This is a genomic window from Bacteroides salyersiae WAL 10018 = DSM 18765 = JCM 12988, assembly GCF_000381365.1.
Lineage (GTDB): Bacteria > Bacteroidota > Bacteroidia > Bacteroidales > Bacteroidaceae > Bacteroides > Bacteroides salyersiae.
Window position 1 is genome coordinate 1460752 of record NZ_KB905466.1, and the last position, 14571, is coordinate 1475322.

Below are 14571 nucleotides of genomic sequence, written 5' to 3' on the forward strand. Positions count from 1 at the left end.
ACGATTTATACAATTCATCATGCTAAAAGTATACCCTCATATTTTTCCTTTCAGCAACAACCTTATTCCGTTTCAACGGTCAGTAGCGCTTTCTTCAATCCTTTTCCGGTTGCTTCCAGAACGATCTTCCCGGCTTTATCCGAAGATTGCACAATGGCTGTCATCATGCCGTTAAACACGTGCATCTGTGGCAAATGAAACTGTTCCAAGCTGGCCGGATTACCATTAGCACCGGCACGATAACTCCCTTCTCCTTTCACCCTGAATTGAATCAAAGTCTGTGCATCGGGACAAAGATTCCCATCTTTGTCAACCACTTTGACCGTCACAAACGCCAAATCTTTCCCATCTGCCCGAAGCCGGTTTCTATCGGCAACCAATTCAATGTGATGAGGCTTTCCGGCAGTATGCATTTCTGTTTCGGCAACCGCTTTCCCGGTTTTATCGTAGGCAACGACTTTCACCGTTCCCGGCTCATAACGTGTATCCATCCACATCAGACGGTAACGTTGCTGACGTTTAAACTCGAATATAGAAGTAGAATCGGCACTGTTGTGTACCGTAACGCTAAGGTCTTTCGTACGCCTTCCCTGGCTCTTCCCATTGATGAAGAGTTCGGCTGACGGATAGTTGGTATACACGAACACCGGAGTGACCTCTCCTTCGCGTCCTTCCCAATTCCAGTGGGGCAAAACATGCAAAATCTCTTGCTCCTTGTTCCAATGGCTGCGATAGAGAAAATACCGGTCTTTAGGCAATCCTGCCAGATCGACTACACCAAACAGAGAAGAATGGCTGGGCCAATCGGTATAGTATGGAGTCGGTTCTCCCAAATAATCGAATCCGGTCCATACGAATTCGCCGATGCAATAAGGTAAATCCTCGTGCTGGATAAAATCATCTTCCGGTAAATTAGACCATGCACAAGATTCTACGTCATAGGAAGAAGACTGATGATCATCGTATTTCTTCATCCACTGACGAGTTACGGGAAATTTGTATACTCCACGGGAACTGACGGTAGAAGCTGTCTCACTTCCTAAAATGATCTGTTGCGGCAATTTATCGTAAGCAAGCTGATATTTGTGAGGGCGATAATTGAATCCGGGAATATCCAACGTAGCAGCCATATTATTCTTTATAACGGCATCCACGCCATCCATCCCCATTGTAACCGGACGCGTAGGGTCTTCCCGATGACAGATATCCCGCAGGAAACGGGTAATCTTTGCTCCCAATTCTCCGGCTCCCCACTGTTCGCTCACTTCATTCCCGATGCACCACATGACAATACTTGGATGATTGCGATACTGATGCAACAGGTTTACCAGATCCTTTTCCGCCCATTCGTCAAACACTTTATGATAACCGTTCATGCATTTTTCTTTTTTCCATTCATCAAACGATTCGGCCATAACCATCATTCCCATTTCATCACAAGCCTTTATCAGTTCCGGAGCCGGCATGTTATGTGAAGTACGAATGGCATTGCACCCCATATCCTTCAAAATACGAATCTGTCGGCGGATAGCCGCATCATTGACAGCAGCACCTAACGGGCCTAAATCATGATGCATACAAGCACCCTTGAAATAAGTCTTCTTTCCATTCAAGAAAAAACCTTTATCGGGGATGAACTCAAGCGAGCGGATACCAAAGGGGGTGGTATGCTCGTCAATCAACTCCTGCCCGTCATAGACTCTCGAAACAGCAGTATACAGGACAGGAGTTTCAGGCGACCATAATTCCGGTGAACGTACCACAAAACTCTGCTCGAACACATTCCCGTCGCCATAAGCCAGTACCTTGTCACCACTCGCAACCACTTTACCCCACTGATCTTTCAGTTCTGTCACAATCCGATAACCGCTTGCTTCGGGTTGTCCCGTTTCCAAAGCCGTATTCAAATGAACTTTAGCATATTCACTTTTCACAACCGGAGTAGTGAGGTAAGTCCCCCAAACCGGTATATGCACCGGCTTATTCACCCGTAAATGCACATTACGATACAAACCCGCTCCCGGATACCAACGGGAAGACTCGGTCTCATTCTCCAGCCGGACAGCTAACAGGTTACTCTCTCCCGGCTTCATATAAGGAGTGGCATCCAGATAGAAAGAGTTATACCCATAAGGCCAATAGCCAATCTCATGCCCGTTCAGGTAAACTTTAGCATGACTCATCGCTCCATCGAATATCAATGTAGCTTTATCGGAGGAAGTAAACGCAGGTGCTTCAAACCGGAGACGATACCACCCAACTCCGACAAAAGGTAATCCGCCCGTACGTCCGGCATGTTCCAATGCCGCCTTTTGCCCATCCTGCACAATGGCTACTTTTTGCTGATCATTATGAATGCTGAAAGGGCCGTAAATAGCCCAGTCGTGAGGTATTTTCACCGATTGCCAACGGGCATCGTCATACCCGGGTTTCATAAAGTCTGTCCCGTCTTCACGGGTAAATTTCCATCCTTTTTCAAACAGGTACTCCGTACGTACCTGCGCCTTCGTACACAAAGTACACAACACTAAAAATAACAGTACACTCAAATTCTTCATCATACAATTCTATTCCTTACAATAATTATAAACTTTCAGATTCTCAACGCGACTCTTAAAATCACCGGCTTTTTGCAACGGAAAAACAAGTGTGCGGAAATACGGCATGGAATCTTTTCCGCAGTTATAATAAAGTTTCCGGGTATTCAACCGGTCAATCAGCTTTCCATCCACTTTAAGTGTTGTCGAATGAGGCGTACCTTCTATCTGTACATTCACTTTCTCACCTTCACGCACTTTGTATCTAAAGGTATCCAAATAGCCGTCACGTGCAAACCCAACCAATCCTTTCACTGGGTCGGCCAGATAAAAGACAGCTTCCGGAGAACGGAAAAGTATGGTGCCCGGAGTCTCTTCCCTGCCGGCCAAATCAAAGTTCACCATATAATCATACCCGATTTCAGTTAAACCATTTTCACTTCCTGCCGGAACATCCGATTTCTGATAAACTAAAGTCCCCGGCTTCCCGGCTCTACCCAACCGATTCACTCCCGGTGCCTCACTTAATGCGGCACGAGCCTCATCAAACACAGCATAAGGCAACGTCGGATTCTTACCCGTCCACATCTTCACTGCCAATGTCTGTAAGGCAGGAAAAGCCCGGTAATGAATATCTTTCACCGTAATACCATTACCCACATGATCATTCCATAGAGCAAACATTCCTCCGAGAATGGACGGATGCTTTTCTTCAAATACACTTTTTCCGATAACGGCAGGAGTCCACTCATTATACAACTTTTCTTCTTCCAGATAATCGTGATAGTAGGATGCTCCCGGCACAATATATACCGACTGGTCATTCATACTAATCAATTGATATCCTTCCGAAATCATCTCTTGAGGATCGGCAAAACCGGGATTCCATAAATTCATAATTACATTTTCCGACTTCACGGGAGTAGTCCCCTTGGCATGGGTCAATGCTCCCCATACGCAAGCCTGTTTCCCATATCCTTCTACCAGATCGATATAGTGATCCGTAAACTCACGAAACTTCTCCACCAATTCCTGCGTTTCATTCGAGTATTCATCCGTACCGATGTGTACGCGCTTTCCGCAGAATACCGGTTCATCACCTTCCAGATACTCTTTAAAAAGAGCATCGATAAAAGGATATGTTTCGGGAGCAAACAAATCCAGATGATCCATACCATATTTTTTACTGCCTATCCTTGGGGTATACTGCGTGAAAGCCAACGAATGAGCCGGAACATCGATTTCCGGGATAATCTCCACCCCTAACTCCATCGCCTGTTTCTGCAAATCAATAAACTCCTTTTTAGTATAAAACCCATCATAGGCAGCCAATCCCGGATACGTTTCCGACTCCAGACGGAATGCCGAATAAGTCTTACTCCAATCATGCTCGAAATACTGCTTGAAACCATTGTCATTCAAATGAATCTGTAATGTATTCATCTTATAGTAGGACATGATCTTTACCAAATCCTGCAAATAAGATATCGGGATAAACTTCCGACCGCAATCGAGCATAAAGCCACGTAAGGAATAATCGGGATAGTCACGAATTTCTCCTTTGGGCAAACAACCGTTTTCATTTTGTTCAGCCATTTGCAACAAGGTACGGGTTCCCCAGTACACACCTTCTGTCTGGGAAGCCGACAAAAATATTTTATCGGATATTTTAATGGAATATCCCTCTCTACCCAGATGCTTATCCGGCTTCAATGCCAATACGATATCACCGTTTTTTGCCTTGCCGGATACAACCTCCGGCTTCCGCTGAAACAACCTGAAACAATCATCGGCCATCAGTTCGGCTATACGGAGTAACTCCGGCTGCTTCGCGTCATACACAATTCTTGTTCTGCTGCCTAAGGTCATGCTTCCCTGGGCGGGCTTCCACTCTTTCAGTTCCGGAACCACAAATGGTTTTCCGGAAAAAGAAGCCATCAGCTTGGCGCTCATCACCAAACACAATAGCAACAGACTCCATTTTCTACAAATCATACTTTCCATTTTTTAAGGGGCTATCAAATACAAACGACTATAATTATTCGGTCAGAATACCGATCTCTCCTACGGTAACCAATTGTTTTCCATTGATTTCTGTCAGTGGCTCCAATTTCAAATAACGTGCAGATTGTTTCTGCCAACGTACAAACCGAGGCAAAGGATTGTGCATGATATTACTAAATTCTCCACTTACATCACATTTCGTCCATTGTTTGCCATCCCATGTTAGTAGTTGTTGTATAGTCAATCTTCTTATCATAACTTATATTCTCATAAAAGAAACGGTGGACAATATACGATTATTTTATCATTATTGCCCACCACCTCCAAGATTTATTTATAAAAACCTATCAAAAAAATCCACCTTATGGCTTCACTCTATCATCTCTATCTATCCTCATTTACTATATCCCGGATTCTGGTCATTAATAGAAATCATATCATTGGTGGTCAATTCCATTTGTGGAATAGGAATCAACTGATTACGTACCAGATAACTATTCCAATCCTCTTCTCCATCACTCGGATACCAATACTCTCTCCACGGAGCAGCATACCCATTTTCAAGGCCATAATGATAACAAGCAGAAGTTATATGGTGATTATTATTACGTTCAAGCAGTTTCTTGCGCCATTCAATACCTCTCCTTCTTGTGTCCGTAAACCCGTCAAACTCTGCTGCCAATTCGAAAAGACGTTCATGGAAAATATATTCCCTCACTGCCTCTTTCGACAAGCCGGCCGATAAATCTTTCGGATAAGTGGATGCCGGTTTCACCGAAGCACGTGCACGCGACAAAACCCTGTTTACCAAAGACACAGCAGTACCAGTATTCCCCAACTCATTCTCAACATCTGCCATCAGTAAAAGGAAATCAGCAAAACGATATACATATAGATTGTTATTAGCATAACGTCCGGAACAATCGTTAGTCATATACTTCCCAAAATAAGGCCAGTCATTGATGTTCCAATCAGACGGTCCTTTCGTCTTGCAATACGCTTCCTGTAACAAAGAATCCAGTTCTTCCACTTTCGGATTCGTCGGATCCTCATATCCGCCATTGATATAATCGATAGAATCTACCAATTCTCTGTGAGTTGTTACTACCGGCACCTTTATAGGAGGTCTTCCCGGTCTGACAATCGAATCTACCCAAACCGTATCATTAAAAGATTTCATCACATACGGATAAGCAGCCTGCCACTCGTCCGACGGCATTTTATTAACATACTTCACCCATTTAGAAATGAAAGTGACTTTCAAGCGTGGATCATCCTGATAAGTGCCATGCGCCCAGTCATAAAAAGATTTATTAGGTTGCGAACGTCCCCAAGTTTCCCCCTGAGAAGAGTTCTGAGGAGAAAATGTCCAATGTAGTGAATTGTATCCTACATTCTCTGTCGTATTTTTAGTAGCATCGATTACGAAGACAAATTCTTTAGAAAAGCTGAGACGTGTACCATTATATAAAGTATTAAAATCCGGTTCAAGGTCAAAATCACTTTTATCCAACACCAAGTCACCATATTCCTTCGCCTTCTTAAAATAAACAGTACTGGCCTGCATTTCCGGCCATGTTTGTTTCAGAATACCCGTAGCCCAATAGTCACCGTTTTCAGCAGCCCAGGCATTACATCCCATTACCCAATAAAGTTTTGCCAGATAAGCATATGCCGAATATTTATTAGGAGCAGTAGGCTTATTACTTGCCAAAGAAGAAGTTTCATCCAAATCAACAGCAGCCTCTGTCCAATCCTTTATAATTTGGTCGATTGTCTGTTGCCGGGTAGCACGTGATATCGCCAAACTTTCCCGATCAGACGGTTCTAACCGTAAAGGTACTCCTCCATAAAAAGAATAAAGAACATAGTAACATACTCCCCGCATAAACTTAGCCTGGGCCACCATATTGGCTTTCGTACTCCAATCAGCACTTTCACTGTCTTCACATGCCTTTATAAAAATATTACAGTTCGCAATAGCCTGATAAAGCGCACCCCATACAAGATTATTAAATTCATTTTCAGTAGGAATAGCTCCTGCAGTATACTGGCAACGGTTATCGGAGGTATTATAAGAAGTCCAGCACAAGCCGGAAGCCTCGGTATTAATCTCAGGAAGCAATTGTGCAAAGGATCCTTGTACAGCCATCAGACCATAAATTCCGGTCAGAGCCATTTGTGCTGACTGTTCGTCACTGTATACCACTTTAGAATTTGTAGTATACTTCGGATCCTCGTCCAAACAAGACCCGAAAACAGCCAACATTAAAAACAGATAAATTATATTGATTCTTTTCATAATCAAACCAGAATATTAGAATGAAACATTAAGTCCAAAAATAAACGAACGGGTATGAGGCATAGAACTCGTATCGATACCCGGACGCGTTCCGTCAAAAGCGAAGCTGTTTACTTCAGGATCATAACCGGAGTAATTGGTTATTATAAACGCATTTTTCACTGATGCATAAATCCCAATGCTATTAAACCCAATCTTTGAAACCAGATTTTTCGGCAGATTGTATCCCAATGTAATGTCCGAACAACGCAGATAACTTCCATCCTCCACATATCTGTCCATTATGACCTTAGGAGTGACCGCACTTGGTGAAGGCATTTCATTTCCATGATATTCCCCTATCCACGGATTATCGTTTCTCCACATTTTTTCAAAAGAGCTTTTATAAATCATACTGGTGGAGTTAGACGGCAAGATAGAATAACGTGCATTCGTATTTAAAATATCATTCCCCTGTACACCGGTAAATGCCATAGAAAGTGATAAGTCTTTCCATCTGAAATCAGTCTGGAATCCATAAGTAAAGTCCGGATTCGGATCTCCCAGAATGACCCGATCTTTTTCATTAATAGCGCCGTCACCGTTCTGATCTACAAACTTCAAGTTACCGGCCTTTACCGTTCCTATAGATTTTGTCGCATCTATCTGTTTTATATAAGGATCATTCTCCTGAATAATTCCATCCGTCTGATAGCCATAAAACAAACCGGGAGCTTTTCCGGCAATAAATATATTCGCTTCACCGAAGTGATCACCCAAACTGTTTCCCATATAGGCCTTCCAATTTTGTCCGGTTCCCCATTCTTCCTCCGGTAATCCGAAATCCAGAATTTCAGGCCGATTGAAAGCTATATTACCGGAAAGCGACCAAGTAAAGTCCTTCGTACGAATAATATCTCCATGCAACGAAACCTCCAAACCGTTGTTACGCAAACTTCCCTGATTGATTGTCATTGATTTATAACCTGTTGAAGGTGGCAAGTCACGCTGTATCAGCAAATCTTTCGTCTTTTTGGAATATAAATCAACAGTACCTCCGATACGATCCTGAAAAAAGGAAAAGTCAACTCCGACATTATAAGAAACAGTTCGTTCCCATTTCAGTCCATCATTTTCCATTTTGTCTACTACAAGTCCTATCAATTTATCACCACTACCGGTTGCTCCTTGTGCCGGTTTTTCCGCCCCCTGCGGCGTATTTGTAAATTGCGTACCATAGCTTGAGAATGTGCTGTACGGGTCAATAGATTGAGAACCCGTTTCACCGTAACCGGCACGTAACTTTAATTGATTAATCCATGAATGGTCTTTTATGAACTCTTCCTGTTCCAGACGCCATGCAACTGTTGCGGCAGGGAAGTATGCCCATTGGTTACCTTTTTTAAACTTACTGGAACCATCACCACGAATAGATGCCGTCAGTAAATAGCGCCCTTGCAAAAAGCTCAAATTGGCACGTGCCAGAAAAGACAACAGTTGATAATCCCGTTGAGCCGGTTGTTTATATTCCACATTGCCGGCCATATGCATGCCATTTGAACGGAAACTATAATTATTAAAATCATTTCCGACAGTCAGTGTATTTAGCGAACGGTAGGTATCATACGTAATACCGGCCGTAGCATTAATATCTACAATGCCCTTTACCTCGTGATTAAACTGGAACACGTTCTCTACCGAATAGTTGCTACGGTTAAAATCCGACTGAGTAATATAACCGTTCTGTGCAGAACCGGTATAAAGCGTAATGTTGAACCAACGATCACGGTCTTGAATAGAGATATTACCACCGGCACGTAGGTTATAAGATAAAAACTTGAATATTTTCCAATTCAAATCCAATGATCCACGGAACGTTTTCTCAATAGTAGTGTCGTCATAGTCTTCCACCCATGTCCAAACCGTGGCCCGGTCGGCAAGATTCGGAGTCGTCAGTTCCATTTCTTCCTGTGATTTAACATAAGGCGCACTCGACAGAGCCACATTCGAGATAGAACCTGTAGCACCACCAGTCGTATTACCACCGGACATCATATCATTCTGTTTGATAGACCCATTCACAGAAATTGCCATTGTGATATTCTTGGCAAGCGTAGAATTCAAATTCAAGCGAAAGTCACCTTGTTTCAGGCCAGTGCCTTCCACTAATCCTTCAATATCCTTATAAGAAGCCGAAGCAAAATAAGTTGTTTTCTCAGAACCACCATTTAGTGTAACTGAATAATTCTGTGAGAAAGCAGTACTATATATCTCTTTCTGCCAATCTATCGGATTCAACAGCGTCCACTTCTCTTTCAACTTAGAGTTTTCACCATTTTTCCTGTACACACCGCCATCTTGTAAAAAGAACTGGAAAGCATCGTTCCATTCATTTTCGCCTGTTTCCTTATTTATCTTCCATAAGTTCCAATCCCCGTTGTCATCCTTTTTATAACCTCCACCATATACCAAACGATATTGAGCATATTCCTCAAGACTCATCAAATCCAGCAAATTGGCAGCATTAGCAACCGTAAAGTTAGCCGATACTCCCACAGTCGTCTTTCCCGACTTACCTTTCTTGGTAGTAATCAAGATAACCCCGTTCGCACCACGAGAACCATAAATTGCAGTAGCCGAAGCGTCTTTCAACACTTCGATACTTTCAATATCGGCCGGATTCAAAGAGCTCAATGCATTGGTTGCAATGGTAAAAGTACCGTCATTACCGGAATTTGCAAATTCCCCAGTAGAAGCTTGGGGAATATTATCGATAACATACAAAGGCTGGTTATCTCCACGCAATGAATTGGCACCACGAATCGTTACCGACGAAGCAGCACCCGGAGCATCGATAGAAGCTCCGATCGAAAGCCCGGCAATCTTACCTTGCAACATGTTATCGATAGAAGCTATTTTACCAACTTCCTTTTCATCGGGACGATAGGAAGAAACGGCACCCGTCAAGTCACTTTTCTTCATAGTACCATAGCCTACCACTACCACCTCATCCAACATCTCACTGTCATCTTTCAGAACAACGTCAATAGTGCGTTGCTTACCCACGGTTATTTCCTGCGTAGACATACCGATGAAACTATAAACCAGTACCGATTTTTCGGATGGAACAGATATGCTGTAGTTACCATCCACATCAGTGATAGTGCCATTTGTAGAACCTTTCAGTAGTACATTGGCTCCCGGCATTCCAAAGCCGTCTTCTGCTTTCACTGTTCCTTTCACCATTATCTGTGAAAAAGCCAAAGCAGGAAGAAATAACAAACAAAACAACGCTAAGATGCGTCCCTGTGTTTTTCTTTCCATAATATTAAGATTTAATTAATATGTATTTTTTGTGTGTAATTTCCATTATGGGTACGTACTTGTATCAAATAAGTCCCCTTTGTCAAAGATAACGGAATTACATTTGTAACGGCATTCAGACACTCTTGCATTACAACCTTACCATCTATTGTACAAATCTCACAGAAAGCATTTCCTGCATCCTCTTCTACGGAAAGAGTTAAAGTTATCTGATTACCGGATGGACTGAGATAAAATGAAAATGTTTCAGTTTGACCTTTCTTTTCCATATTCTGTATTCCTACCGGTCCCAAATCCACATTCGTAATCAATGTATCCACATTGGATGCAAGTACATCATTTTGTGCACGTATCAAACTCTTATAATCACTGACAGGTTGATCATTCCCCATATCAAAGTACATTGTTCCACGACAATCTTTTTCTATAATAAACTCTTGCTTACGTTTCGTTTGATTCACCCCATTATAATACTTGACAATACCATCACAATCCCATGAATTCAAAGCCGGATCAAAATTACTATCATTCATTCCGTATTTTTCAAACAGATCTTTATAGCCTTCCTCGCCATTATTAACGAGCAATACTCCACAAGACATCAAAATCTTATCTTTAGGAAATCCGTAATTTATAAACCAATTGTAGGCTTCCGGATAATACTCCCAATAATAAGTCTCTTTATTAGGTCCATAGAGTTGGAAGGTAAAGAAATCAACATCATTTATCATTGCTTTATCAAATCCACCATAAGACACTTTATGCAATGAACAAGAAAATGTTTTTGTATCTCTATGACCTGCCATGACTTCGTCAATCAGACGTTTTACGACGTGGTTATAGATAGTCCAATCAGACGAACTGTACATCCATTCCAAATCAACATCCAAACCATCACAATATGTCAATAGCTTTTTTGCATCATTAATCATATTATCCAGATATTCCTCTTTATTCAAAACACCCCATTTCCATTTTTCTCCATCCGGATAAATAATACCCATACGAATTTTCATACCACGATGTCCGGCATAATAATTACGGATAAATTCGATCATACCAATATAGCTCTGAGAATCCTTACCTATATTTTCAGGGTCATCCCCTTTCCAATAGGCATTTAAGAAAATATTATTCCAACTTCCGATATTCCATTGATAACCGTTTTCAGCATCATTCTTCGCCGATCCGGAACGGTCACTTCCCCAAACCATAACCTCATCCAGTTTTCCATCCAGATTATCTCCTAACGTTATTGTGCTATTTGCAAATACCGGTACCACTTTTATTGTCATATCTTTACCACTAAGTTCTACGGTTTTACTGGAAATCTTATCATGTATTACATAATCAACACTTATAAAAATCGGATTGAATCTACGACCTGTTATTTCTCCTTCGGATGGTTTAAAACAAACACTCAAATAATGCCATTTTCCAACTTCCACTTGATTCTTCAGAGTAGCTATAGTTCCGCAAAAATCAACAACAATCTCTTTATTAGTCTCTTGTCCCAATTTAATAATCATACAATTATCTTCGTCCTGATAATTAGAAAATATTCCAGCACCTTCTACCCATTTATCAATATAAATCCAACCCGAGACAGTGGCAACGTTAGGAGTACCACAACCAAATCGTTCAGTTGGATCAAAAGGTGCACGACCATCTTCTGCTACCATCTTAGACCCTATTCCATGAAAATCCATCACTCCCTTATGTCCCTCAAATTCGTCCAAATAAGATACATTTACAGGAACGGCAGAGTTATCCGGGTATTCTGGAAACAAAGATCCGTCTTGCTGTACTTTAGCAGAAAGCAGAATCAAATCATTGGTCATTAGAAACATATCCCGATTAATATTACCCCGGTCTGTAAAACGCATCAGATTCGTATATCCGGTCACGATACGATAGCGCATCACAGCATTATCTTCAACAACCACGCGCTGTAAATTATTAATAATTCCATGATGAGCAAATTGGTAATCAACTAAATTCTCACATTGTTCCTGATCGCATTTCCAATAAGAGACCAATGTATCATAATTAGGATTAAACTTATTCAACGTATTGTTCCAAAAAAAGTCTTTCTGTTCCAATGCTTTCTTCCAAACACGTATTTCATCTATTTGCCCTTTAAAGTTCTTACCAATATAACAAGTATGCACTGCATCCGGTAAAATTGCCGGTAATGTGCCTGTTGTCTCTTTCAGTTCATTATTTACATATAACTTTACTGTACCATTATCGTATACCATGGTCAATTGCGACCAGGTATTCAGTGCAATTTCCGGAGTACAAGTAACAGAAGAAGTCCCGGCTTTTACAATCAGCGACCGGTTTTCTCCCAATTCCATAATCAGATTACTTTGATTATAAAGCTGAGCACCTTTCACCCATTCTACTGGTTTAATCCATATTTGTACGGTAGCTTCCGCCAGTCCGTTCAACTCATTTATAATGGTTGACGTTTGAACAAAACCAGTGCCATCATTATTTATCGCATAATTGGTTGTTTGCGAAAAAGAGTTTAAAAAGAAGCATCCCAAAATGCATGCTAACATAACTTTTTTTAAAACCATACTAATCAATTTAGATCATTAAATACATGATTAACAAAAAAAGAAACGAATCTTGACCCCTGCTATGAAGTTGTAAAGATTCGCTTCTTAAATTTCTCAAAATTACAACACTATTTTTCTACAACTTTCTCCGATCTTAACAATATAAACTCCCTTTTGAGCTACAGGAATTGTTGTTACACTTGAAATAGGAGATTTGAAGGAAACCAATTTTCCTGAAACTGAATAAACCTGAATAGGAGATTTTGCATCTACCACCGTAATTTCACCGTTAGATGCCCAAACAACAGCGTTCTGGTCAGCTATCTTATAGCTTATTCCGGTTGGAGAATCATTCCACTCCACATCTTCTATTTTCCCCGGAACATACTTATTATCAATTGTTTCTATTTTCTCCAGTTTTATATCACTAAACAATACAATCGCATTTTCAATACCACTACCTAACCACATCTTTATTACCAAAGGCAACTCTTTATAGTTAGGATCTGTATTATCTGCAATAGTTATATCCATGGTAGCAGTACTCCAATAGTCATTAAAGTCAGCATAGAAAGGTAGTTCCAATTCGCGATAAGTCCCGTTAGCCAAATCAGTACCATTATCTATTCCATCATAAGCAGAAGTAGCCAAAGTCAATTTCATTGCATTATTCCCTGAATTTGCAATAACCCGATATCCCATAGAAACACGGTAATTTGCTGCCAAAGGAATATCTGTATTTGAAAGCCAGAACATAGTAGCATTAGGCATTGCCTTGCTATTCTTTACAGCTCTGGGGTCAGACATGGTAGAAGCACTACCTTGATAGCAGAACAAATTGCCTAACTCACCACCATCTACAATCTGACATGCTTTATAAAACTCTTCAAACACAGCTTTATCTGCATCAGTTACATTAGCATACAAATCACTTCCCGGTCCTGTCACATCACCACCCACAGCGCATGCCAACCCGATAGAACCATCTAAGGCGTCTCCTAAACGGAAAGGAGCTTTACAGTTCCAGTTCGTAGAAGCCATTTCTTTAATGAATAATCCTGCTGCGCTACCCTGCTGTTGCTTACTAAATGTCCATGCAGCAGGAGCATAATTCTGAGCTGTTGCACCTAACGAAAAAAGACAAACAGTTGAAACCAAAAGTAAACTTCTTTTCATAATAATAAAATTAAAGTTAATAAATAAAACATTGATGTAACATCAATCAAATTATCATATTATATAATAATTCGATTTTTATTGGTGCAAACATAGATGATTAAATACAAATTAATGTTCAAAAACGGCTGTTTGTTATTCCAAAAATGTACCAAACAACGCATGTATAGGAGTTTTGAACGATTTTTGAAAATATATGATTGATTTTGAAAATAGCCCGGTTTAACAACTCATGATACCAAGACAAATGAATATATACACATATAAAGTAAAGGATATACAGTATCCATTACATATATTTGCAATTATTTATGTAGTATGCTTTCTGTTCGTCTCTTTTGTCTTCAAATGCGTGTTAGAATAATAGGACATCAACGCAAAATCACATAAAATATTCGTTTTTTGAAGCATTATTATATTTAACTTGAATTCGATATAAGATTAAAATTATCTTTCTTAGAAATAAAATTTTGCACAATCTTTCTTTTATATTGATTCGTGATATCCTACTATGTTCATCTACTCCAAGCATCACTTTTGTAACAACAAATCCGTTTCTACCGACTTTAGCGGTCTCTTCTCTGGTAATCCTAAACACCTAGTACTTGAAACAACTTCAAACATAATAAACAATTTTAAACACCGGAGACAATAAAGCACACCGTCTATTTATACTTATTTA

6 protein-coding genes and 1 pseudogene are annotated in these 14571 nt (G+C 40.6%); all 7 read right to left on the reverse strand.

Annotated elements, in window-relative coordinates; translation table 11 throughout:
* Positions 1–62 precede the first annotated feature (62 nt).
* Positions 63–2561 (reverse strand): beta-galactosidase GalB, encoded by a 2499-nt coding sequence (gene galB, locus HMPREF1532_RS05560; protein ID WP_005926029.1) that lies wholly within the window; start codon positions 2559–2561, stop codon positions 63–65.
* 6 nt (positions 2562–2567) lie between these two features.
* On the reverse strand, positions 2568–4532 hold the full coding sequence (locus HMPREF1532_RS05565) for a family 20 glycosylhydrolase (RefSeq protein ID WP_005926033.1): 1965 nt from the start codon (positions 4530–4532) through the stop codon (positions 2568–2570).
* 43 nt (positions 4533–4575) lie between these two features.
* Positions 4576–4758: pseudogene (locus HMPREF1532_RS05570) on the reverse strand (hypothetical protein); the annotation flags it as partial.
* A 177-nt stretch (positions 4759–4935) separates the two neighbouring features.
* Entirely contained in the window at positions 4936–6843 is a 1908-nt protein-coding gene (locus tag HMPREF1532_RS05575; RefSeq protein ID WP_005926039.1) for a RagB/SusD family nutrient uptake outer membrane protein, read from the reverse strand.
* A 15-nt stretch (positions 6844–6858) separates the two neighbouring features.
* Complete coding sequence (locus HMPREF1532_RS05580; RefSeq protein ID WP_005926043.1) at positions 6859–10146, reverse strand: SusC/RagA family TonB-linked outer membrane protein; 3288 nt, start codon at positions 10144–10146, stop codon at positions 6859–6861.
* An 11-nt stretch (positions 10147–10157) separates the two neighbouring features.
* Positions 10158–12713: a LamG-like jellyroll fold domain-containing protein gene (locus HMPREF1532_RS05585; RefSeq protein ID WP_005926046.1), complete on the reverse strand. Its 2556-nt coding sequence runs from the start codon at positions 12711–12713 to the stop codon at positions 10158–10160.
* Between the two features lie 120 nt (positions 12714–12833).
* Positions 12834–13889 (reverse strand): T9SS type A sorting domain-containing protein, encoded by a 1056-nt coding sequence (locus HMPREF1532_RS05590; RefSeq protein WP_044093560.1) that lies wholly within the window; start codon positions 13887–13889, stop codon positions 12834–12836.
* Between the last annotated feature and the right edge of the window lie 682 nt (positions 13890–14571).

What these genes read in the sequence shown, in the direction of transcription:
- HMPREF1532_RS05585 (WP_005926046.1), bottom strand. Translation starts at nt 12,713, where the DNA reads ATGTTAGCATGCATTTTGGGATGCTTCTTTTTAAACTCTTTTTCGCAA.
- HMPREF1532_RS05575 (WP_005926039.1), bottom strand. Translation starts at nt 6,843, where the DNA reads ATGAAAAGAATCAATATAATTTATCTGTTTTTAATGTTGGCTGTTTTC.
- galB (WP_005926029.1), bottom strand. Translation starts at nt 2,561, where the DNA reads ATGATGAAGAATTTGAGTGTACTGTTATTTTTAGTGTTGTGTACTTTG.
- HMPREF1532_RS05580 (WP_005926043.1), bottom strand. Translation starts at nt 10,146, where the DNA reads ATGGAAAGAAAAACACAGGGACGCATCTTAGCGTTGTTTTGTTTGTTA.
- HMPREF1532_RS05565 (WP_005926033.1), bottom strand. Translation starts at nt 4,532, where the DNA reads ATGATTTGTAGAAAATGGAGTCTGTTGCTATTGTGTTTGGTGATGAGC.
- HMPREF1532_RS05590 (WP_044093560.1), bottom strand. Translation starts at nt 13,889, where the DNA reads ATGAAAAGAAGTTTACTTTTGGTTTCAACTGTTTGTCTTTTTTCGTTA.